The sequence below is a fragment of the Modestobacter sp. I12A-02662 genome, assembly GCF_041028325.1.
In the GTDB taxonomy this organism is placed as follows: Bacteria; Actinomycetota; Actinomycetes; order Mycobacteriales; family Geodermatophilaceae; genus Modestobacter.
The window spans coordinates 67,690-90,130 of the sequence record NZ_JABGDE010000004.1 but is presented as its reverse complement, the minus strand read 5'-3'; the positions used below and the strand labels follow the sequence as shown (position 1 = coordinate 90,130).

Genomic DNA, 22,441 nt, shown 5'->3' with positions numbered 1-22,441 from the left:
TGTTGGCCAACATGGCCGCCAGGGGTCGCGGCGCGGCGTCCTCAGCCGACGGCGGTGGGTGAGGGCGGGGCGCTGCCGCCCTGGGGTGCCTCCGCCGTCATGATCCGCACGATCTCGGCCTGGTCGGCCGCCGACGGCAGCCCCCAGCCCGGCTCGTAGTCGTAGACCTCGGAGAGGGGGCGGGCGGCGGTCCGCCCGGTCAGCACCTCGACGGCCGACGTGTCGATCAGCCCGGGGTGCTCCACGCCGCACGCCTCCGCCACCTTGAGCAGGTCGCGGCGCAGCGTCGAGATGTAGGTCGCCGCGCGCACGGACTTCAGCGCGGGGTCCAGGCCGTGCGCCAGCCAGGCGTTCTGCGTCGCCACCCCGGTCGGGCAGGTGTCGGTGTGGCACTTCTGCGCCTGGATGCAGCCGATCGCCAGCATCGCCTCGCGGGCGACGTTGACCATGTCGCAGCCGAGCGCGAAGGCGACGACGGCGTTGTCGGGCAGGCCGAGCTTGCCCCCGCCGATGAACGTCACCTGCTCCTGCAGCGCGGCCCGGGCGAAGGTCGAGTAGACCCGCGCGAAGCCCAGCTGGAACGGCAGGGACACCGAGTCGGTGAAGATCAGCGGCGCGGCACCGGTGCCGCCCTCCCCGCCGTCGATGGTCACGAAGTCCACGCCCCGGCCGGTGGTCGCCATCAGCTCGGTGAGCTCGTGCCAGAAGCCCATGTCGCCCACCGCGGACTTGATGCCGACCGGCAGCCCGGTCTCGGTGGCCAGCAGCTCGACCCAGTCGAGCAGGCTGTCCGGATCGGAGAACTCGGCGTGCCGGGACGGGCTGATGCAGTCGACGCCCTCGGGGACCCCGCGGGCCGCGGCGATCTCGGCGGAGACCTTGGCCGCCGGCAGGACGCCGCCGAGCCCGGGCTTGGCGCCCTGGCTGAGCTTGATCTCCAGGGCCCGCACCGGCGCCGACGCGACGAGGTCCTTGAGCCGGCCCAGCTCGAAGCGGCCGTGCTCGTCCCGGCAGCCGAAGTACGCGGTGCCGATCTGGTAGACCAGCTCACCGCCGTGCCGGTGGTGCACCGAGATGCCGCCCTCGCCGGTGTTGTGCAGGCAGCCCGCCACCGCGGCCGCGCGGTTGAGCGCCTCGACGGCGCGGCCGGACAGCGAGCCGAAGCTCATCGCCGAGATGTTGACCACCGAGTTCGGGCGGAACGCCTGCGCGCGGCCGCGGGCACCGCCGAGCACCTTGGCGCTGGGCAGCGGCGTCTCGTGGCCGGCCGCGACGTGCGTGGTCGGCACCGCCCGGCCGAAGGTGCGGTGGTTGATCACGGGGTACCCAGCGGTGTACTCGAGGTCGTTGTCGGTGCCGAAGCCGAAGTAGTTGTTCTCCTTCTTCGCCGAGGCGTAGACCCAGCGCCGCTGGTCCCGGGTGAACGGCCGCTCCTCGTTGTTGCCGGCGACGAGGTACTGGCGCAGCTCCGGGCCGATGGCCTCGATCAGGTAGCGGGCGTGCCCGACCACCGGGAAGTTGCGCAACAAGGTGTGCTCGCGCTGCAGGAGGTCGCGGGCGGCGACCCCGGCGAGGGCGGAGAGTCCGGCGGCGGCGGCGCGTGTGACCCAGCTCATGGGACGACTATGGCCCCGGCACCGGCCCGTCGGCCCGGTCCGGAGGGCGGGAGTGGCCATTTCTGCCCCTGGGGTCAGCGGGGAGGTGCCGCCGTGAGCAGCCGCTCGTAGGCGTCCAGGACGGTGCCCAGGGCGAACCGCTCCCGCGCCCGCTGCGCACCGGCGCGCCGGTCCAGGTCCGCCGCGGCCAGCTCGCGCAGCCCGGCGGCGATGCCGTCGACGTCCCGCGGCGTCACGATCCGGCCGAAGCCGGTCTCCCGCACCGGCACCCGCACCCCCGGCAGGTCGCTGGCCAGCGCGGGGACTCCGGCCATCATCGCCTCGACCTGCACGATGCCGAACGCCTCGAACGCGTTGACCGAGGGCAGCGCGAACACGTCGAGGGAGGCGTAGAGGTCGGCCAGCTGCTCGTCGGGCAGGAAGCCCAGCAGCCGGATCCGCGGGTCGCCGTCCACCAGGCGGCGGATCTCGTCCACCACCGAGCCGCCGGCCACCTTCGCGAAGTCCCCACCGATCACCAGCCGGCTGTCCGGGTCGTCCAGCGCCTGGAAGCCGCGCACCAGGTACTGCAGCCCCTTCTCCTCGACGATCCGGCCCAGGAAGCCCACGTGCAGCCCGGCGCCGTCGCGGAACCGGGGGATCCCGGCCGGGCGCTCGTGGCACGGCGGCGGGATCGCGACCGTCCGGCCGGCCATCGACGGCCAGAGGCGGCTGTGCCGCGCGTAGTCGTCACTGGTGACGACGACGGTCTGCGCGTGCCGCATCGCCCGCCGGCTCGACGCGTCCACGACGGTCCGCTGCACGGCGTTCACCGCCCCCGGGGGCAGGCTCACGTCGCAGTGGTAGGTCAGCGCCACGGGGGAGGCGCAGCGGCCGGCGATGACACCCGCCTCCGGCATCGGCAGGTGCAGGTTGGTCAGCCGGGCCCGCCGGCTGGCCCGGACGGTGCGGGTCACCAGGGCGGGGCTGATCACGCCCTTGCCCAGCCGGGCGACGACGGGGGTCCGCTCGACCTCGACGCCGTCCAGCGTCTCGGACGCCGGCAGCGACGGGTCGTGCCGGCTGGTCACCACCTTCACCCGGTGGCCGCGCTCGGCCAGGCCGACGGCGACGTCGCGGGCGACGTTGGTGAGCCCGCTGACGTACGGCGCGTAGTAGTTCAGCGCGATCAGCAGGTCGGCGTCGGTGGTCATGAGCGTCCTTCCGGTCCGGCGGCGGGAGCCCGGGCGACGTCCTCCGCACGGGGCGCGTGGTGGCGCAGGAGGGCGACGGCGGCGCAGGCGAGGGCCACCCCCGATCCTGCGGTGAAGGCCAGGGCGGCCCGCAGCACGAGGTCGGGGACGAGCAGCAGGCAGAGGCAGGCGGCGAGCAGCCCGGTGACCCAGACCGCCGCCACGGCCCGGTGCCGGCCGGCGGCCACGAGCGCCTGGCCGGCGACGAGCAGCCCGAGGTGCAGCACGCTGCCGGCCGCCAGGACGGCGATCTCGCCGCCGGGCAGGGCGTAGGCGTCCCCGAAGACCAGCCGGACCACCCAGGGGCCCAGCCAGAGACCGACCGCGGCCGCGGCTCCCCCCAGCAGGACGACGGCGGCGAGCCCGCGGCGCAGCAGCCCGGCCAGCCGCCCGCCGTCCTCCCCGGCCTGCAGCCGCACGAGGACCGGGATCATCGCGCTCTGCAGCGGCACGGCGACGAACAGCGGCAGCCGGACCAGGGTGAAGGACGCCACGAACTGCGCGGCCCGCACCTCCTCACCGGGCGCGGCCAGCGCGGTGATCAGCACCGGAGCGGCGTTCAGCAGCGCCTGGGCGCACAGCGACCCGACCAGCAGGTGGCCGACGGCCCGGACGAACGGGCCGGCGCCGGGCTCGCCGGGGCCGCGCGGGGCGGGGCCCCGGCGGAGCAGCAGCCAGCCGAGCAGGGGCAGGTGGGCCAGGCCCATCGCGGCGACCAGCGTCCAGGCGTAGCTGCCGCCGTCGGCGTCCGGCGCGGTGCGGATCAGGACCAGGGCGAGGACGACCCGGAGACCGGAGTCGGCGAGCAGCACGGTGCCGTGCGTGCCCAGCCGGCCCGTCCCCAGCAGCAGCCCCCTGACCAGGAACTGGCCGGCGGAGATGACGCAGATGCACAGCAGGGCCAGCAGGAAGGCCGCGTCGTCGCCGAGCGCCCCCACCAGGCGCGGACCGGCCAGCAGCAGGCAGCCCGCGCTCAGCCCGGTCAGCCCGAGGACCGTCCGCAGCGTGCCGGCCGGCAGCCGCGCGCCGGCCGGCCGCTGCTGCAGCAGGCGCGCCAGCTCCAGCTCCACCGGCAGGAAGGCGCCGAAGCCGATGACGAGGGCCAGGGACCAGTACGAGCCGAACCAGCCGTAGTCGGCCACCGGCACCGCGCGGGCGACCAGGGCCTGGTAGCCGTAGGTGAGGACGCCGGAGACGACGATGCAGACCGCTACCCAGGAGAAGCCCACGGTGACGCCACGCGTGGAGCTCGGGTCGGGCCGGTCCGCGACCGGCGGCGACCGGTGCGCGCGCGGACGCCGGATGACCACCAGGGGACCGTAGTCGGGGTGTTGGGCGGGGGCGCGGAAGACCGCCACGTCAGACTCTTCCCCGTGCAGCACGAGGCGACCCCCGTGTCCACCGGGCACCCGGGACGCGACGACGACCAGAGAGGACCGGTGGCCGGCGGCGGAGCGGCGCGGACGGGAACGGCCGAGGAGGCGGTCCCGGACACCCCGCCGTCGCCCGCGGGAGCTCCCCGGGACGAGCCCTCCGCGCGCGGCCGGACGGCCTCCTGGTGGGGCCCGCTGGTCGCCTTCCTCGCGGTCGTCGCCGCGGTGCTGCTGCCGCTCGCGCCGGTGGAGATGAGCACCCCGGTGGTCACCTGGCCGGAGGTCCCCGGGCAGCCGGCCTCCACCATGCTGATGCTCACGTCCCAGGAGCCGGTGACCCTCGACGTCGAGGTGAGCTGCGGCGCGCTGCGGGCCGCGGCCGGGACCCCGGACGGCGTCGTGCTCTCCACGATCCGCCCCGGGGCGGCCGTCGCCGGCACCGAGGGCCTGCTGATCACCGCCGGCGGGGGCGTGCTGCGGATCGAGTCGATGGACCGGGTGCTGCTGGAGGAGCCGGTGCCGGCCGGTGCGTGCACCTACGCGCTGCACGGCGACGGCAGCGGCCTGGAGGTCAGCCGGGACGGCGAGGTGGTCGGCCGGGCGCGGGCCACCGCGCTGCCCGGGATCGACGTGCTGGCCACCTCGCTCGGGTCGCTGTCCGCGGCGGACGGCGAGGAGCTGAGCGTGCGCATCGGCGTCGACGACCAGTTCGCCACCAGCCCCACGGGGCTGAAGGTCGGCCTCGTCGCGGTCTGCCTCGGCGGTGCGGTCCTCGCGCTGGTGTGGCTGCGGCGGGCGGGCACGCGGTCCCGGCGACGGCGCGGCTGGGGCGCGGCCTTCTGGCTGCGCCGGGGGGTCGACCTGGTCGTCGTGGCGGTGCTGCTGCTCTGGACGCTCCTGACGCCGATGACCGGGGACGACGGCTACTACGCCGCCATGGCCCGCAACGCCCCGCTCGAGGGCTACGTGGGCAACTACTTCCAGCTGCTCAACCAGAGCTTCACCCCGTTCACCTGGTTCTACCGGCTGCTCGGCTGGTGGCAGCAGGTGGCGGGGGACGCCCCGGCGGCGCTGCGGGTGCCGGCCCTGCTGGCCGGCCTGGGCACCTACGTGCTGGCCGCCCGCCTGGTCGCGGTCGCCCCGTGGCGCGGGCAGTGGACGCGCCTGGGCGGGCACGCGCTGCTCGCTCTGGTCTTCCTGGTCTGGTGGATGCCCTACGACATGGGCATCCGCCCGGAAGCAGTGGTCGCGCTGGCCGGCGCCGGCACGCTGCTGGCGGTGGTGACGGCGGTCCGCCGGCGGAGCTTGTTCTGGTGCGGGGTCGCCGTCCTCGTCGCCGCGGTCGGTTTCGTCTGCCACCCGACCGGCTTCGTCACGCTCGCGCCGCTGGTGGCCGGGCTGCCGTCGATGGCCCGGCTGGTGCGGACCGGTCGGCTGCCGGCCACCCTCGGCCGGGTCGTCGCGATCGTGGCCCCCGGCGCGGTCGCCAGCGTGCTGGCGTTCGGGGACGGCACGCTGCGGGACTTCATCCGCGGCCAGGAGATCTTCCTCGCGGCCCAGCCGCAGGAGGACTGGACCCGCGAGTACGCCCGCTACACCATGCTGCTGGGCCAGGACTTCATGGGCGCCTACGCCAAGCGGCTGCCGGTGCTCATCGCGATCGTGGCGCTGGTGGGCTGGCTGGTGCTGGCCGCGGCCCTGCGCGGGCGCGGTCGCCCGCTGCCCGCGCTGCTGCACCTGTCGGCGGTCAGCCTCGGCCTGAGCCTGCTGCTCCTCTGGCTGACCCCGAGCAAGTGGTCCTTCCACTTCGGCAGCCTGGTCGGCGTGGGGTCGGTGTTCGTGACCCTGTTCCTCTGCGGGCTGGTCCGGGCCAGCCGCCAGGTGCACGCCCGCGGGTCCCTGCCGGTGCCGACCGTGCTGTTCGCCGCCCTGGCGGTGGTGCTCACCGTCGCGCTGTCGTTCGCCGGGCCGAACGCCTGGCCGTCGTCCTGGATGCTCGGCGTGCCCCAGGCCAACGTCCCGCCCTCGCTCGGCGTCCCGCTGGAGAGCCCGCTGCCCTGGCTGGCCGGCCTGGTCGTGGTCGCCGCGGTGCTGTGGTGGCGCGCGCGCCGCCGCGGGGGCGGCTCCGCCTGGCCGGTCGCGGTGACCCGGTCGCTGCCCGTCGTGCTGACCGTCGCCCTCGCCGTGGGCGGCACCTACCTGGTGGGCACCTTCGCGTACGCGGCGCTGGCCGAGCAGGAGTCGTGGACGCCGTGGGGCGACACGCTGCAGGACCCGCTGGCCCGGAACTGCCACGCGTCCGGGGCCTTCGAGGTGCTCACCGACGAGGGCCGGCCGCTCGACGAGCAGTCCGCCGGCGACGTCGGCGTCTTCACCGAGGGGGCCGGCTGGTACGCGCCGGTGCCCCCGGCCGGCTCGGCGGGCCGGATCTGGGGCAGCCTCCTGCCGCCGGCGTTCAACGGGGTGACCGGGACCGCCGTCACCGGCTGGTACTCCCTGCCCGAGCTGGACCCCGGTCGGGAGGCGGTGGCGCTCACCGCGGCCGGGAACCTCGGCGCGGGCAACGCGCTGGTGGCCGAGTACGGCCGGACGACCCCCGGCGGGGTCCAGGTGGTCGCCTCGGAGGAGCTCGGCGACGAGCAGAGCACCCCGTACTGGCGGACCGCGACCCTGGATCCCGAGGTGTCGGGGGAGGCCGGGGCCGACGCCGTCCGGCTGGTGGCCGTCGACTCGACCACCGACGTCGGCGGCTGGCTCGCCTTCTCCGAGCCCATGCTCCGCGAGTGGGTGTCCGTCGAGTCCCACCTCGGCGGCGACCAGCCGGTGGCCGTGGCATGGCAGATCGCCCTGCTGTTCCCCTGCCAGCAGCAGCCCCGGGTGCAGTACGGCATCACCGAGCCCGTGCAGGACGGCATCCTGTACGGCGGCTCGATGGGGGCGCAGCTCGGCGACGCGACCTGGCTGGTCGACCGGGGCGGGCTCTACGCCCCGGTCCCGCGCGAGGCGTCGGTGACCGCGCTCCCGACCCGGCTGCCGGGGGCGCCGCAGGTGCAGGACGTCGGCGTGTACCTGTTCGAGTACCCGTACCCGGAGGGCCGGTACGAGCTCACCCCGGAGACGACGACCACCCGCGGCTGGGCGCCGCCGCCGGGCTGGGGGAACCGCCCCGCCCGGTGAGCGGGCGACCCCGGCGGGCGGTGCCGCGCCGCCGGCGGGGTCCCCTCCGCCCGGGTGGGCGCTACCGTGGCCCGGGGCGCAGCGGCGCCCCGGGCCGCCGCGCGTCGGTGGACGCGAGGTCTGAGGAGGACGATCGGTGACATCGGAGGCGGCGCGGTCGCCGGTGCACCAGGACGGCGAGCACCCGCCGCGGCCGGGGTCCGGCGTGGCGGAGCAGCAGCCGCAGCGGTCGCCGGCCGTCATCGCGGGCGGCGTCGTCCGGACGATGCGGCCCCGGCAGTGGCTGAAGAACGTGCTCGTCCTCGCCGCGCCCCTCGCCGCAGGCACCCTCCTCGACCCGGCCGTGCTGCTGCCCACGGCGCTGGCCTTCGTGCTGTTCTGCCTCGCCGCCAGCGGCATCTACCTGCTCAACGACGTCCACGACGTCGCCGAGGACCGCCGGCACCCCCGCAAACGCTGGCGCCCGGTGGCCGCCGGTCTCGTGCCGGTGCCCGTGGCCGTGGTCGTCGGCGTGCTGCTGCTGGTCGGCGTCCTGGCCGCCGCCGCCCTGCTCAGCCGCCCGCAGCTCGCCGGTGTCCTCGGCGCCTACGTGGTGATCTCGCTGGCGTACTCGTACTTCCTCAAGGACCAGCCGGTCATCGACCTCGCGGTGGTCGCCTCCGGCTTCCTGCTCCGCGGGGTGGCCGGGGGCGCGGCCGCGGGCATCCAGCTCTCCCAGTGGTTCCTCCTGGTGGCCGCGTTCGGCGCGCTGTTCATGGTGGCCGGGAAGCGGTACGGCGAACTGGTCGCCGTGGGCGACGGGGCCCAGACCCGCAAGTCGCTGGCCGAGTACTCGCCGAGCTACCTGCGGTTCGTCTGGAGCCTGTCGGCCGCGGTGGCCTGCACCGCGTACAGCCTGTGGGCGTTCGAGCTGCGCGCGTCGCACGACGGCTTCCCCTGGGAGACCGCCTCCATCGCCCCCTTCGTCCTCGGCCTGCTGCGCTACGCGGTCGACGTCGACCGGGGCCAGGCCGGCGCGCCGGAGGACGTCGTCCTCGGGGACCGGGTGCTGCTGGGGCTGGGCGTGCTCTGGGTGGGGCTCGTCGTGGCCGGTGTCCTCACCCGCTGACGCGCCGGTTGGGGTGCGTGGGGGCCGTGGGGTCGGTGCGCCGCCGGCGTCCGTCGTCCCCGGCGGTCCGGCCCGGCCCCTGTCCTAGTCTGAAGGTGACCCGTCCGCGACACCGCGGAACCGACTCTCTGGACGGCGGCACCACCTGTACGCGCTCCTGACCCTCACCGTCGCGGTGCTGCTGGTCTTCGCACCCGGGCTCCTGCTGGCCCTCGCGCTCCGGATCAGGGGATGGGCGGGCCTCGGGGTGGCCCCGCTGCTCACCGCCGCGCTGGTCGTGCTCGCGATCGTGGTGTCGTCCGCAGCCGGCCTGCGCTGGACGCCGCTCACGGCCGGCGGGGTGACCGCCGGGCTGCTCGTCCTGGTGGCGCTGCTCGGGGCCTGGTCCGCCCGGCGCCGCGGGCCGGCGGACCCGGACCGGGACCGGCCTCCCGCGCCGGAGCACGCCCGGCTGTGGTCGGTGCTGACCCTGGGCGGCGTCGCGATCGGCGGCGCCGTCGGCTTCCTGGTGGTCGTGCGCGGCACCGGGAGCTTCCGGGTGCCCAACCAGGGGTTCGACGCGCTCTTCCACGTCAACGCCGTGGAGGCGATCACCAGCACGGGCAACGCCAGCCCATCGGTCGCCAGCCTGCTGAACGGCTACCCGCTGGGCACCTCGGTCTACCCGGACGCGCTGCACGCGATGGCCTCGCTCGTCGCCCAGCTCCACGGCGACACCGTCACCAGCATCAACGCGCTGATGGCGTGCATCCCGCTGATCGCCGGGGTCGGGCTGGTGGCGCTGCTCCGGGCCCTGGGCCTGGTCCGGGAGGCCGCCGTCGCGCCGGTGGTCCTCTCGGCGACCACGGGGTACCCGATGGACCCGATCTGGCACGGGCCGATCTGGGTCTTCGCGTTCGGCGTCGCGCTCATCCCGGCGTTCCTGTTCCTGCTCCACTCCTGCCTGCGCGAGCGGTCGGGCGCCGGCGTCGTGCTGCTGGGCCTGGCCGCCGCCGGGCTGGCGCTGGTCCACCCGAGCGCGGCCATGGCCGCCGTCCTGGCCGGGGTCTTCCTGCTCGTCTCCCGCTGGGTGTCCCGGCCGGCGGACCTCGCCCGGGAGGTGCTGGTCCTCGGCTGCGCGGCGGTGCTGGCCGCGGTGGTCGCCCTGCCGCTCATCGGCAAGGCCATCGTCTCCTCGGGCGGCGGGACGATCGTCGACTGGCCGGTGGCCCAGTCACCCGGCCAGGCCGTCGGCGAGCTGCTGCTCTACAACTACGGCACCGAATACCCGCAGGTGTGGCTGGCGGTCCCGGCGCTGCTCGGGCTGGCCGTCGGCTGGCGGGTCCCCGCGCTCCGCTGGTGGTACGGCGGGACCGTGCTCTTCACCGGGCTGTGCGTGCTGGCGGCGGCGTACGAGGGGACGCTCGTCTCGGTGCTGACCGGCCCCTGGTGGAACGACCGCTTCCGCTTCGCGGCGCTGGTGTTCCTGTTCCTGGCGGTGTTCGCCGCGGTCGGGGTCGTCCGGATCGGGGACCTGCTCGCCGGCCTGCTGGGCCGGGTCGCCGCCCGCGGGCGGGACCGGGCCGCGGCGCCCCGCGGTGTCGTCGCCGTCGGCGCCCTCGCGCTGGTGGTGCTGGTCGTGGGGGTGCTGAGCAAGGGCTTCTACGTGCCGGACAACGTCGAGCGCCTCCGGCTGGCCTACGTCCCGGAGGGCGGCGGGTCCGTCGGGCCGGCCGACGTCGCCGCGTTCGACTACCTGGCGGAGGTCACCGACGGGGAGCCGGTGCTCAACGACCCGAACGACGGGTCGCCGTGGATGTGGCCGCTGGTCGGCGTCCGCCCGGTGTTCGCCGCCGCGCTGACCGACCCGGTCAGCCCGCCGCTGCCGGAGTCCCGGCAGCTGCTCGTCGACGGCCTCAACTGCCTGGACTCCGACGAGGACGTGCGCGCGGCGGTCGAGGCGCTCGGGGTCCGCTACGTCTACTCCTCGGTGTCCACGGTCCTCGGGGCGCCGAGCCCCAACGAGGGGTTCCACGACCTGTCCGACGTCGAGTCGCTGCGCCCGGTCTACGAGCGGGACGGCGCGACGGTCTACGAGATCGACCTGGTGCCGCTGGAGGAGATCCGGGACGACGCGAGCTGCGCGCTGCGGTGACCCGGCGCAGGGCTCAGCCCAGCAGCCGGGAGACGGCCGAGAGCCGCGAGTCCCCGGCCATCGAGGCCAGCCACGTCGCCCACCCGGGTCGCGTGCGGACCGCCTCCAGCGCCCTGCGGGCGGCCTCCCGGTCACCCCGGCGGGACGCGGCCAGCGCGGCGTAGAGGTCGCGGGCCCCCTCGGGGGCGAAGACGGCGAGGGTCTCGTAGTCGCGCTCGTCGTAGGCGCGCTGCAGGTTCCGCAGCATGCGGAGCTGGGCGACCGGGTCGCCGGAGTCGTCGACCCGCAGGTCGATCCGGACGCCGTCGTCCTCGTCGGTGGCGGGGCTGCCGCTGACCACCTGCAGCGCCGCCGACTGGCGGCCGCGCAGGTCGCCGCCGGCGTCCTGGCCGGCGGTCAGGGCGGCGAGCAGCCGGTCGGCGAGCGTGCCGCCGGTGGCGGTGAACGCCTGCGACATCGCGGGCAGCACCTCGGCCGAGCCGAGCATGTTGCCCTGCACGCTGAACCCGTCGCCGAGCACGTGGCCGCTGGCCGGCAGCGACCCGCGCCCGGTGTCGGCGGCCACCCGGCCGGCGGCGTCCAGGACGGCGATCTGCCGGTCGACGTCCTCGGCGGCGTGCGCGGCCCGCCGGACGAGGTCCTCCGGGGAGGTGCCCTCGGCCAGCCCGGCCAGCAGTGACCCGCCCAGCCCGCGCCGGCTGCGGGCCTGCACCGCGACGACCCCGACGCCGGGCCGGACGTTGGGCACCGCCCGGCCGACGGCGAGGATGCAGGAGCTGACCGCGATGCCCAGGTCGCCGGTCCCGGCGTCCCGGGCGATGACCGAGAACGTCACGCAGCCGCCGGCAGGCGCATCTCCGGGACGTCGGCGGGCACCTGCAGCGGAGCACCGGTCTTGCTGACGACCTCGTCGACCGAGACGCCGGGCGCGACCTCGCGCAGCACCAGGCCGTCGGGCGTGACGTCGATGACGGCCAGGTCGGTGATGACCTGGTCCACGCACGCCTTGCCGGTGAGCGGCAGGGTGCACTCCTCGACGATCTTGGCCGAGCCGTCGCGGGCGACGTGCTCCATCATCACGATCACCCGCTTGGCGCCACCGACGAGGTCCATCGCCCCGCCCATGCCGTTGACCATCTTGCCGGGGATCAGCCAGTTGGCCAGGTCACCGCGGGCGTTGACCTGCATCGCCCCGAGGATCGCGAGGTCCAGGTGGCCGCCGCGGATCATGCCGAAGGACAGCGAGGAGTCGAAGTAGCTCGCCCCCGGCAGGACCGTCACGGTCTCCTTGCCGGCGTTGATCAGGTCCGGGTCCTCCTCGCCCTCGAAGGGGTAGGGGCCCACGCCGAGGATGCCGTTCTCGCTGTGCAGCACCACGTGCACGTCGTCGGGGACGTAGTTGGGCACCAGCGTGGGCATCCCGATGCCCAGGTTGACGTACTGGCCGTCGATCAGCTCCAGGGCCACGCGGGCCGCGAGCTCGTTCCGGGTGAGTGCCATCAGGCCGTCGCCTCCGTCGCCTCGTCGCCCGCGGCAGCCGGGGCGGCGGCGGCCTCGGCGCGCGGACGGGTGGTCCGCTTCTCGATCTTCTTGCCCTCGGGGCCCACGACGACGACGCGGTGCACGAACACGCCGGGCAGGTGGACGTCCTCGGGGGTGATCTCACCGGGCTCGACGAGCTCCTCGACCTCGGCGATGGTGGTCCGCGCGGCCATGCCGACCAGCGGGTTGAAGTTCCGCGCCGACTCGCGGAAGACCAGGTTGCCGTGCCGGTCCCCGCGCGCGGCGCGGACCAGGCCGTAGTCCGCGGTCAGCGCGGTCTCCAGCACGTACTGCCGGCCGTCGAACTCGCGGACCTCCTTGGGGCGGCTGGTCTCCACCACCTTGCCCTCGGCGTCGTAGCGGATCGGGATGCCGCCGTCGGCGACCATCGTGCCGACGCCGGTGGGGGTGTAGAACGCCGGGACGCCGATGCCGCCGGCCCGCAGCCGCTCGGCCAGGGTGCCCTGCGGGGTGAGCTCCACCTCGAGCTCCCCGGACAGGTAGAGCCGGGCCAGCTCCTTGTTGCCGCCGACGAAGGAGCTGATCGTGCGGGTGATCCGGCCGGCGTAGAGCAGGACCCCGAGGGCCTGGTCGTCCACACCGCAGTTGTTGGAGATCGTGGTGAGCCCGCGGGCGCCCTGCGCCAGCAGGGCGTCGATCAGCGCGATCGGCACACCGCACAACCCGAACCCGCCGACGGTCAGGGAGGCGCCGTCCGGGATGTCGGCGACCGCTTCCGCGGCGTTGGCAACGACCTTGTCCATGCAGGTGTCCACCGTCTCTCGCAGGCTGGGCTGGCCGGGTGGCCGGTCGTCACGCGGGGCGGCCCAGCTCGCGCACCCCGTCGAGAGTCAACCCGAGCGTAGCGGTGACCCGCTCGGCCGACGCCCGCCGGAGGAGCGCATCCGGCTCGGTCGCGCGCGTCAGCACGATCGAGGCGCCGGCCGCCAGCGGTGCCAGCAGCCAGGCGACCGGCCCGGCCTCGGTGGCGGCGCGCTCGTCGACCAGCACCCGGTCGCCGGGCTCGATGCCCAGCCGGTCGGCCAGCTCCGTGGCCGCGGACACCAGGCCGCCCAGCGGCAGCTCGAGGGCGCCGGCCCGCAGCCCCGGGCCGGCCGGGTCGACCGGCTGCCACGGCGTGAAGGTGTCCCCGTGCACCCGGACCTCCAGCGCGAAGTCCCGCGCCGGGCCCGCGTAGCCGGCCATCCCCATGCCCAGCGGGTGCAGCGAGAGGCCCATCAGGTCGGGCAGGTCCTGCTCCTCCAGCGCGGGCAGCCGGTCCTGCGCGGCCAGCACCACGTCGACGGCGGCGAGCCGGCCGTCGTCCTCGGCGGCGGTGTCGAGCACGGCGGCTCCGCAGCTCCACACGCCCAGCAGGACGGCGGCGGTCTGCCAGTGGACCGGCAGCGCGACCGCGACGGTGCTGCCCGGCCCCACGTCGAACTCGTCCTGCAGCAGGTTGGCGGTCTTGGCCACCCAGTTGGCCAACGTGGTCCCGGAGAGCTCCGTGCGCTCACCGGAGAGGTCGTCGTAGAACGTGATCAGCGGGCTCGCGGCGTCGCGGCGCAGCGCGGCCCCGAGCAGGGCGGCGGGGTGGGACACGGCTCCAGCCTGGCAGCCGCCCGGCGCGGCCGGCCGGGCGGCCCGGAGGCGTCGCTACAGTTCCGCGTCGATGACCGCCACCCCCGGGTCCCCGCTGACCCGCCTCGACCACGCGCTGCTGCGGGCCACCCGGCGCGCGCTGGGGGAGACCCCGGCCGTGCCGGCCGCCCGGGCGCTGTCCCACTTCGGTGAGCACGCGGTCGGCTGGCTGGCGCTGGGTGCGGCCGGCTGGGCGGGCGGGCGCCGCCGGCCGGAGTGGGTGGCCGGGACGGCCGGGGTGTTCGCCGCCCACGCCGCCGGCGTGCTGGTGAAGCGCGTCGTCCGCCGGGTCCGGCCCGACCTCGAGGACGTCCCGCCGCTGGTGGCCACGCCCAGCCGGCTGTCCTTCCCGAGCGCGCACAGCTGCTCGACCGCCGCCGCGGCCGTCGGCTTCGCGCCGATGCTGGGCGGCCCCCTGATGGGGACGGCGCTCGGCGCGATGCTCGTCTCGCGGGTGCTGCTGGGCGTGCACTACCCGAGCGACGTCCTGTCCGGTGCCGCGCTCGGCTCGGCGGTCGCGGTCGCCGTCCGCCGCACCCTGCTCAGCGCGACCTGACCCCCCGGGCTTCTCCCCGATCAAGTCCGGGGGCTCTTCCCCGATCAGGTCCGGGGACGGCGGTCAGTTGATGCAGCTGGTGTCGGCGGCGGTGCGCGGGTCCTCGCCCTCGGTGGTGGGCGCCGGGGGCTGAGCGGTGACCGGCTGGCCGATCCCGTTGAAGTCCGAGCCGAGCACCAGCTGCACGGTGCCGCTGGTCGCGGTCTCCAGCGGCGCGGTCGTCGCGCCGGGGACCGCGGCCGCGAGGGTGGTGGCCAGGGCCTCGTCGCCGGGCGCGTAGCGGATCTCGGTCACGTCGTAGTCCGAGGAGTCGGCGTTCCCCGTGCCGGTCACCACGAAGCCGGCCTGCTCCAGGGAGGTGGCGGCGCCCGCGGCCAGCCCGGGGGTGCCCGAGCCGTTGAAGACCTCGACCGACACGTCGGCCGGCGCGACCACCTCCGGGGCGGCGGTGGTGGCGGGTGCGGCCTTCTCGCCCTCGGCGGACAGGTCGGCGAAGAAGGCGTGCAGCGCGTCCTCGTCCTCGAGCCGGAGGATGTAGCGGCCCTGCTCGTCCTCGTCGTCCCCGACGTAGGGCACCGTCTGGAAGTCGATGCTGCCGGCGGTCACCGACTGCATCTGCTGGGCCAGCCGGAGCAGGTTCAGCGACTGGTCGACGGTGAGCGACTGGGCGGCGGCCTGCACCAGCTCGCGCTGCTTGCCCAGGTCGAGCAGGACGTCGTCGGAGAGCATCTTGCGCAGGACGCCGGCGATGAAGACCTGCTGGCGGATGATCCGGTCGAAGTCGCCGCGGGGCAGCCCGTGCCGCTGGCGGACGAACTCCAGCGCGTCGGCGCCGCTGATGGTCTGCACCCCGGCCGGGAAGACCGCGCCGGAGTAGAAGGAGTCGTCCACGGCGTTGCAGAGGTTCACCTCGACGCCGCCCACCACGCTGCTGAGCTCGAAGAAGCCGAGCAGGTCCACTTCGGCGTAGTGGTCGATGCGCAGCCCGGTCAGCTGGCTGACGGTCTGCACCAGCAGCCGCGCTCCCGCGGCGCTCTTGGCCTCCGCCGAGGCGCTGTCGGGGACGTCCTGGCTGCCGTACGCGTAGGCGGCGTTCAGCTTGTCCCAGCCGTAGCCGGGGATCTGCACGTAGGAGTCACGCGGGAAGGAGACGAACGACGCCTTCGATCCGTCGGCGGGGACGTGCACCAGGATCATCGTGTCGGTGTTGGTGCCCGACTCCTCGCCGGCGTTCAGCTCGGCGAGCTGCTCCTCGGTGAGCGAGGCCCGGCTGTCGTTGCCCACCAGGAGCAGGTTCATCGCCTCGCCGGTGCTCACGACCTGCGTGTTGCCGTCCGTGGGGATGGCGTCGGTGCGGTTCACCCCGGCCTCGGCGACCCGGCCGAGGTGCCAGCCCCAGCCGCTGGCGACCAGCAGGGTGAGGGACAGCACCGCGGCGACCGCCCGACCGGTCCAGGCCAGCCGGCGCCCGCCCGCGGACCCGGTCGCGGCAGGGGCCGCCGTCGCGGCGGAGGACCCCCGGCCCAGGCGCGGGTCCAGGCGCGGCGGCAGCGCACGCGAGGTGCCCTGCCGGTCGTGCGCGTCGTCTGGTCTGTTCACGGAGGTTCCTCACGTCGGGGAGCCGACGTCGGGTGCCGACGTCGGTGCGTCGCAGGTGGCCCGTCGTCCAGCGGCGTGGTCGGCGTGACTGTACGTCGCGCAGCTGTGCCGATCGGGCAGTTGGACGGCCCGCCGCGGTCGTGTCCGACGCGTTGCGTCCCACCCGGCACTCCTGACCCCAGCCGTCCGGACGGGCGGTGACCGGCCCCGGCGGGTGGACGATCGAGCGTCGAATCGTCGTCGAACGGTGACGAAGTGACAGCAGTGTCACTTGTGAACTGGAGATGATGAACAGGCAGTACTTCGTCGACTTATGTCTGCCGATTGAGTCGATTTGGCCCCCGTGTCCGTGGATGCTGGCGTCGGGTTCGTTCCGTATGTCCGGGCGGACCGACGTCGCTGAACCGGAGGAACAGAAACCGTGCGTCGACTCGCCGGGGGCTCACTGGCCTTCCTGATCATGACGGGCACCCTGCTCACCGTCCCCGTCTACGCCGCGCCCCTGCCGCAGGCGGAGCCCGTGGAACCCTCCATCGACTCGGTCTCCCTGGGGTCGGTCGAGGCGCCGGCGGACGAGGCGGTGGTGACTGCGGACGGGACGGTCGTCGACTCGGGGCCGGCGTCCGACGTCGACCCGGCCACCCCGGTGCCCGCGCCCGGCGAGGAGCCCGAGGACGGCGCGGTCGCCAGCTCCGGGGAGGAGCTCGCCGGCGTCCCGGCGCTCACTGTGTCCCAGCCGGACACCGCCCGCTTCGCCAGCGTCGGGATCACCTGGGTCGCCGACCCGGGCGTGCAGGACGTCACCGTCCAGCTGCGCACGAAGGACGCCCGGGGCACGTGGAGCGACTGGACGACGGTCGAGCAGGACGACGTCCAGATGACCGCGACCACCCCCGGCGCCGACCAGGACGCCGTCTTCCGGGGCGGCACCGCGCCGTACTGGACCGACGAGGCGTACGGCGTCGAGGCGATCGTCCAGTCCGCGGACGGCGCCACCCCGCGCGACGTGCAGGTCCAGCTCATCGACCCGGGCACGAGCCCGGCCGACGCCACGCCCAGCGCCCCGGAGGTCACCGACACGGCCGGGGCCGCGATGATCCAGCCGGCGATCTACTCCCGCGCGCAGTGGGGCGCCGACGAGACCCTGATGGGCTGGGACCACCAGTTCGCGCCCACCATCAAGGCGGCGACGGTGCACCACACCGCCGACAGCAACAACTACAGCGCCGCCGACGTGCCGGCGATCATGCGCTCGATCTACGCCTACCACGCGCGGAGCCTGGGCTGGGGCGACATCGGCTACAACGTCGTCGTCGACAAGTTCGGCCGGGCGTGGGAGGGCCGCTCCGGAGGGCTGTCCAGCACGGTGATCGGCGCCCACGCCGGTGGCTTCAACGAGAGCACCTTCGGTGTCTCGATGCTCGGCAACTACGACACGGTCGACACCACCCCGGCGATGGTCGACACGGTCGCCGGCGTGATCGCGTGGAAGCTGTCCCTCTACGGCGTCGACCCGCGTGGCCAGGTGTCGCTGACCTCGGCCGGTGGCGGCACCGCCAAGTACGCCAGGGGCGTCTCGGTGCCGCTGCCCACGATCTTCGCCCACCGCGACGTCGGGGCGACGGCCTGCCCGGGGAAGTACGGCTACGCCCGCATGGGCGAGATCCGCTCGCTCGCCGCCAAGAAGATGGCCGACCCCGCGCTGCAGGTGAAGACCCCGCCGCAGCTGCTGCTGCGCAACGCCAACAGCTCCGGCAACGCCGACGTCCAGGTCCTGCGGGGCGACGTCGGTGACCGGCCGCTGGTCTGCGACTGGAACGGCGACGGCCTGGACACGGCCGCGGTCTACCGGCGCGGCCACTTCTTCCTGTTCGACGCCAACGACCAGGCCGCGGCTCCCGTCGCCGACTTCTGGTTCGGCGACGTCGGCGACACGCCGATCTGCGGCGACTGGGACGGCGACGGCAAGGACTCCATCGGCGTCTGGCGCAAGGGCTGGTTCTACGTCCGCAACGACAACATGGGCGGCTACGCGCAGGGCGCCTTCCCGTTCGGCAACGTCGACGCGCAGCCCGTGGTCGGCAACTGGGACGGCGACGCCTTCGACACCGTCGGCGTCTACCAGAGCAACGTCTTCTTCTGGACCAACAGCAACCTGCGGCCGGTGGCCGACGGGAAGCAGCCGTTCGGCGACGGCGCGGACCGGGTCGTGGCGGGCGACTGGACCGGCTCCGGCAGGGACTCCATCGGGGTCTTCCGGAACGGCACCTTCTTCCTGACGAACGGCCTCCGGGGCACCACCGACGCCGTGGTCCGCTACGGCGACCGGGGTGACCGGCCGGTGACCGGCGACTGGGACGACGACGACACCGACACCGTGGGGGTCATCCGTGGGTACTGAGCGGACGCACCGCGTGCGCCGTGGGCTGCTGGCCGGGATGGTCGGGCTGGGGGTGCTGGCGGTCGTGCAGGTGCCGGCCGAGCCCGCGTCGGCCGCGATCACCGGCACCGTGCAGTTCACCGGGCACGGTTACGGCCACGGCCGGGGGATGGGCCAGTGGGGCGCGTACGGCTACGCCGTCACCGGCGCGTCGCACACCGACATCCTGGGCCACTTCTACGGCGGCACGACCCTGGGCAACCAGGGCGACGCCCCGATCACGGTGGGCCTGTCCGGCCAGGACGGCGCCGACCTCGTGGTCACCTCCGGTCGTGACTTCACCGCCGGCGGCGTGCCGGTGCCCGGAGGGTCGGCGGCGCGGCTGCGGGCTCTCGCCGACGGCAGCTTCCAGGTCTCGGTCAGCGGCGGGTGCGCGGCACCCGGCGGTGCGATGTCGCCGGCCGGGAACGGCCGGGTCGCCCCGAACGCCGACCCCGGCAACGACCTCGGCGGGATGATCAGCCTGTGCACCGCCACCGGGACGCGGCAGTACCGCGGCGAGCTCGCGGTGCTCTGGGCCAACAACTCGCAGCGCACGGTGAACACCGTGTGGATGGAGCAGTACCTGCGCGGCGTCGTCCCCCGGGAGTCGCCGGCCAGCTGGGGCGACGCCGGCGGCGGCAAGGGGATCGAGGCGCTGAAGGCGCAGGCGGTCGCCGCCCGCTCCTACGCGTGGTCGGAGAACAAGACGCCCTACGCCAAGACCTGTGACACCGTCACCTGCCAGGTGTACGGCGGCGCCGGGATCAACGGCGGGTCGATCGAGGACCGCCGGACCGACGCGGCCATCGCCGGCACGGCCGGCGTGGTGCTGAAGAAGGGCACCGCGGTCGTCCGGGCCGAGTTCAGCTCGTCCACCGGCGGCTACAGCGCGGGCGGCAACTTCCCCTCGGTCGTCGACCTCGGGGACGGCGTCTCGTCGCCGTACCACAACTGGACCCAGCCGATCAGCGCGACGACCATCGCCACCGCCTTCGGTGTCGGCGAGCTGGTCGAGGTCAAGGTGACCAAGCGGAACGGCCTGGGTGCCGACGGCGGGCGGGTCACCGCGGTGCAGGTCGTCGGGACGGCGAAGACCGTCACCACGACCGGCACCGACATGCGGACCAAGCTCGGGCTCCGCTCGGACTGGTTCAGCGTCGCCGGGGTGAGCCAGAGCGTTCCCGCGGCCGTGCAGCCGGTGGTGCACCTCGCCTCGGGCAACGCCGTGGGCGCCGGGGCGGTCGGCGTGCCCTTCGGCCAGTCCGGCGACGTCCCGCTGTCCTGCGACTGGAACGGCGACGGCGTCAACAGCCTGGGCGTCTTCCGCAAGGGCACCTTCTTCGTGACCGACGACGCAGCCGCGTCGACCGGGGTGCGGGCGTTCCTGTACGGCGACTCCGGTGACCAGCCGGTGTGCGGTGACTGGGACGGCAACGGCACCGACACGGTCGGCGTCTACCGCAACGGCATGGTGTTCCTGCGCAACAGCAACACCTCGGGGATGGCCGACGGCCGCTACCCGTTCGGGCAGGCCGGCGACCGGATCGTGGCCGGGGACTGGAACAACGACACCTACGACACGGTGGCGATCTGGCGGAACGGCAAGTACCACTGGACGAACAGCAACCTGGTGGCCACCACCGACGGCACCGCGGCGCTCGGCGACCCGTCCGACGCGCCCGTGGTCGGCGACTGGGACGGCAACGGCAGTGACACCTTCGGGGTCTTCCGCGCGGGGGTCTTCTACCTGCGCAACGACACGCTCTCCGGGGTGTCCGAGCTGACCGTGGTGTTCGGCGACCTCGGCGACAAGCCGATGTCCGGGCGCTGGCAGGCCGGAGGCGGCGGCGACGTCGTCGGGGTGGCGCGCTCCTACTGACGGTCAGCTCGTCCGACGGGCGCCGGGGTCGTCGACCCCGGCGCCCGTCGTCGTCTCAGGGCGGGGACTGCCCGGCCGCGCAGAACGGCAGCGGGTCGGCGCGGAGCTCGCCCAGCTGCACCCGGTAGATCCGCACCGCGCCCCGGGCGTGCTCGAGGGCCACCGACGGGGAGTCGGCGAGGCCGGTCAGCCCCTCCGCCCGCTCCCCGTTCCGGCGGACGTAGCCCTCGCTCACGAACACGTACCGGATGCCCAGCGTCCCGATGGCCTGCCGCACGTCCCGGTCGCTGTCCAGGCAGGAGAACCGCTCGCGGAGCAGCGCCTGCACAGGGCCGACGGTCTCGGCGTTGACCTGGTGGCCGAACACCGGCCGCAGCCCGGCGACCGCGGCCATGTACGCCGACCCGTCGCCGGCGTCGTTCATCACCCACTCGCCTGGCTCCACCCGGTCGGCCAGCCAGGCCATCGCCGCGGTCTCGTCGCCGTCCAGATGGCGGTCGGACTGGTGCGCGCCGGCGACCCGGGAGCTGTTCGGGCCCGCGTACAACCCGCCGGAGAACACGACGACCGCCGTCAGCACGGCTGCTGTGGCGACCCACGGCGGGATCCGGGCCCTGGGCACCCGGGCGACGACCCCCGCGAGCGCGCGCGACGACGCCGCCAGCCCGTGCGCCGCGAGCGGCACCAGGCAGAGGACCAGCCAGGCGGTGAACCGCCAGCGGTCGTTCCACCACGGGCGGGTGAGCGCGGCGGCGAGCGCGGACTCCGACGACGCGGCCAGCACGTACAGCCCGAGCGGCACCAGCGCCGCGGCCGCGCACCACCACAGGTACCGCGCCGACCGCAGCGCGAGGAGGCCGGCCAGCACCAGCGCGGCGAGGACCAGCTGCGGGCGCCGGGACACCTCGTCGAAGGTCAGCGCCTGCAGCACCGCGCCGCCGGGTGTGGTCACCGCCGGCCAGTCGCTGTCGTTCCCCCCGGTGCTCGTGCGCACCGAGCCGAGGACCACCGGTGCGGCCAGCAGGCCGGCCAGGGCCGCCGCGCCGAGGAGCGGGAGCAGCGGAGGACGCCGGCGCCGGGGGCCGCACTGCTGGACCAGCACCGGCACGGCGACCAGCCCGGCCGCCAGCGCGGAGCTCGGCTGCAGCCCGAACAGCGCGGCGCCCGCGAGGCCGGTGACCAGGGCGAGGGCGGGGCCGGGGCGGGCGGCCAGCTCGCGGACCAGCGCCAGGAAGGCCGGCAGCAGCGCGAGCCCGGCGGCGTAGGGGAGGACCGGGCCGCGTGCGACGAGGTCGTACGGGAACCCGGCCGCCGCGGCCAGCAGCAGCGGAGCGGTCGCCGTCGCCGCGGTCGGCGCGCCGAGGTCCCGGAGCAGCACGGCGAGCCCGAGCCCCGCCGTCCCCGCGATCAGCAGCGTCCCGGTGTTCAGCACGGCGAAGACCGGCGCGCCGGTCAGGTCCCGGACCACCGCGGCCACGGCGTGCATGGCGTTCGGGTAGAAGAACGACGAGGACTCCCAGTCGTTGACCGCGCGCAGCGCCGCGGGGGCGACCTGGCCGGTGTCGGCGATGAACCGGGTGGCGTTCGCGTGGAACGTGTAGTCCCAGTCCTGGTTCGGGCGCCCGAGGTCACCGAACCCGGCCAGCAGCACCGCGGCGGACACGCCGGCCCCGGCGAGGACCCCGCCGGCGACCACCAGGTCCCGGGCCGGGAGCCACCCGGCGGGCCGCGGCTCGCGTCGCCGTCCCCGGCGCACCGCCAGCAGCAGCCCCGCCAGCGCGGCCGCCTCGAGCGCGAGGAGCCAGGGCCGCCACGGGACCGGGAGCACGGTGGCGACGGTCCCGGTCGCCGTCGCGAGGCCGTAGGTGACCAGCGGCGCGGCGGCCAGCGCGAGGGGGAGGCGGAGCCCGGCGGCGACCGCGACCGCCGCGCCGGGCAGGAAGAGCGTCGCCAGGGAGACCAGCAGCAGGACCGGTGTCGGAGGGGGCACGAACAGGCGGTCCCGTCTGGAGCGGGGTCGGGTCCGGCGGCCGGCACCGCGGGCGGCCGCCACGGACCAGGGTAGTCGCGGCCGGGGATGGGGTTGCCGTGGTCGCTGGGGGGCGCGGGGCTGAGGTGGTCGCCGTCCTGCCGGAGTGTCCAGCCGGCCAGGAGCGGACGGG

General features: G+C 75.1%; 15 protein-coding genes. 6 read left to right on the top strand and 9 right to left on the bottom strand.

Annotated elements, in window-relative coordinates:
* Positions 1 to 41 precede the first annotated feature (41 nt).
* The 3 genes from HL189_RS05535 to HL189_RS05525 form a co-directional block, all read right to left on the bottom strand.
* Positions 42 to 1,616 carry an FMN-binding glutamate synthase family protein gene (locus HL189_RS05535; protein ID WP_369132709.1) on the bottom strand — a complete coding sequence of 525 codons (1,575 nt, stop codon included), beginning with the start codon at positions 1,614 to 1,616 and terminating at the stop codon, positions 42 to 44.
* Between the two features lie 74 nt (positions 1,617 to 1,690).
* Complete coding sequence (locus tag HL189_RS05530; RefSeq protein ID WP_369132708.1) at positions 1,691 to 2,809, bottom strand: glycosyltransferase family 4 protein; 1,119 nt, start codon at positions 2,807 to 2,809, stop codon at positions 1,691 to 1,693.
* Positions 2,806 to 4,158 (bottom strand): lipopolysaccharide biosynthesis protein, encoded by a 1,353-nt coding sequence (locus HL189_RS05525; RefSeq protein ID WP_369132707.1) that lies wholly within the window; start codon positions 4,156 to 4,158, stop codon positions 2,806 to 2,808. The genes HL189_RS05530 and HL189_RS05525 overlap by 4 nt, the downstream gene beginning before the upstream one ends.
* Before the next feature lie 63 nt (positions 4,159 to 4,221).
* Between HL189_RS05525 and HL189_RS05520 the strand changes: the two genes are divergently transcribed.
* The 3 genes from HL189_RS05520 (at position 4,222) to HL189_RS05510 (ending at position 10,640) form a co-directional block, all read left to right on the top strand.
* Positions 4,222 to 7,398, top strand: coding sequence for an arabinosyltransferase domain-containing protein (locus tag HL189_RS05520; protein ID WP_369132706.1), 3,177 nt, complete (start codon positions 4,222 to 4,224; stop codon positions 7,396 to 7,398).
* A 136-nt stretch (positions 7,399 to 7,534) separates the two neighbouring features.
* Positions 7,535 to 8,506 carry a decaprenyl-phosphate phosphoribosyltransferase gene (locus HL189_RS05515; protein WP_369132705.1) on the top strand — a complete coding sequence of 324 codons (972 nt, stop codon included), beginning with the start codon at positions 7,535 to 7,537 and terminating at the stop codon, positions 8,504 to 8,506.
* A 175-nt stretch (positions 8,507 to 8,681) separates the two neighbouring features.
* Entirely contained in the window at positions 8,682 to 10,640 is a 1,959-nt protein-coding gene (locus HL189_RS05510) for a DUF6541 family protein (RefSeq protein ID WP_369132704.1), read from the top strand.
* A 13-nt stretch (positions 10,641 to 10,653) separates the two neighbouring features.
* Here the strand turns inward: HL189_RS05510 and HL189_RS05505 are convergent, their stop codons facing one another.
* Genes HL189_RS05505 through HL189_RS05490 form a run of 4 tightly spaced genes read right to left on the bottom strand, consistent with a single transcriptional unit; the run spans position 10,654 to position 13,784 of the window.
* Complete coding sequence (locus tag HL189_RS05505; RefSeq protein WP_369132703.1) at positions 10,654 to 11,475, bottom strand: DUF1028 domain-containing protein; 822 nt, start codon at positions 11,473 to 11,475, stop codon at positions 10,654 to 10,656.
* Positions 11,472 to 12,140 (bottom strand): CoA transferase subunit B, encoded by a 669-nt coding sequence (locus tag HL189_RS05500; RefSeq protein WP_369132702.1) that lies wholly within the window; start codon positions 12,138 to 12,140, stop codon positions 11,472 to 11,474. The genes HL189_RS05505 and HL189_RS05500 overlap by 4 nt, the downstream gene beginning before the upstream one ends.
* On the bottom strand, positions 12,140 to 12,946 hold the full coding sequence (locus HL189_RS05495) for a CoA transferase subunit A (protein WP_369132701.1): 807 nt from the start codon (positions 12,944 to 12,946) through the stop codon (positions 12,140 to 12,142). Before HL189_RS05495 ends, HL189_RS05500 begins: the two co-directional genes overlap by 1 nt.
* Before the next feature lie 49 nt (positions 12,947 to 12,995).
* Entirely contained in the window at positions 12,996 to 13,784 is a 789-nt protein-coding gene (locus tag HL189_RS05490) for a TIGR03089 family protein (protein ID WP_369132700.1), read from the bottom strand.
* Between the two features lie 70 nt (positions 13,785 to 13,854).
* Here HL189_RS05490 and HL189_RS05485 point away from each other — a divergent pair, with 70 nt between their 5' ends.
* Positions 13,855 to 14,379, top strand: coding sequence for a phosphatase PAP2 family protein (locus HL189_RS05485; RefSeq protein WP_369132699.1), 525 nt, complete (start codon positions 13,855 to 13,857; stop codon positions 14,377 to 14,379).
* A gap of 63 nt (positions 14,380 to 14,442) precedes the next feature.
* On the opposite strand, the gene HL189_RS05480 is transcribed toward HL189_RS05485, so the two are convergent.
* Positions 14,443 to 15,978: an LCP family protein gene (locus HL189_RS05480; protein WP_369132698.1), complete on the bottom strand. Its 1,536-nt coding sequence runs from the start codon at positions 15,976 to 15,978 to the stop codon at positions 14,443 to 14,445.
* 421 nt (positions 15,979 to 16,399) lie between these two features.
* Here HL189_RS05480 and HL189_RS05475 point away from each other — a divergent pair, with 421 nt between their 5' ends.
* Together HL189_RS05475 and HL189_RS05470 are read left to right on the top strand one after the other, a co-directional pair.
* Positions 16,400 to 18,379, top strand: coding sequence for an N-acetylmuramoyl-L-alanine amidase (locus HL189_RS05475; protein ID WP_369132697.1), 1,980 nt, complete (start codon positions 16,400 to 16,402; stop codon positions 18,377 to 18,379).
* A gap of 13 nt (positions 18,380 to 18,392) precedes the next feature.
* Positions 18,393 to 20,279 carry a SpoIID/LytB domain-containing protein gene (locus HL189_RS05470; RefSeq protein ID WP_369132696.1) on the top strand — a complete coding sequence of 629 codons (1,887 nt, stop codon included), beginning with the start codon at positions 18,393 to 18,395 and terminating at the stop codon, positions 20,277 to 20,279.
* Between the two features lie 55 nt (positions 20,280 to 20,334).
* Here HL189_RS05470 and HL189_RS05465 read toward each other — a convergent pair whose 3' ends face one another.
* On the bottom strand, positions 20,335 to 22,269 hold the full coding sequence (locus HL189_RS05465; protein ID WP_369132695.1) for a DUF6541 family protein: 1,935 nt from the start codon (positions 22,267 to 22,269) through the stop codon (positions 20,335 to 20,337).
* Positions 22,270 to 22,441: the final 172 nt, after the last annotated feature.

Excerpts from the sequence above, each read along its gene's own strand:
- HL189_RS05535 (WP_369132709.1), bottom strand. The coding sequence starts at position 1,616 with ATGAGCTGGGTCACACGCGCCGCCGCCGCCGGACTCTCCGCCCTCGCC.
- HL189_RS05495 (WP_369132701.1), bottom strand. The coding sequence starts at position 12,946 with ATGGACAAGGTCGTTGCCAACGCCGCGGAAGCGGTCGCCGACATCCCG.
- HL189_RS05530 (WP_369132708.1), bottom strand. The coding sequence starts at position 2,809 with ATGACCACCGACGCCGACCTGCTGATCGCGCTGAACTACTACGCGCCG.
- HL189_RS05500 (WP_369132702.1), bottom strand. The coding sequence starts at position 12,140 with ATGGCACTCACCCGGAACGAGCTCGCGGCCCGCGTGGCCCTGGAGCTG.
- HL189_RS05485 (WP_369132699.1), top strand. The coding sequence starts at position 13,855 with ATGACCGCCACCCCCGGGTCCCCGCTGACCCGCCTCGACCACGCGCTG.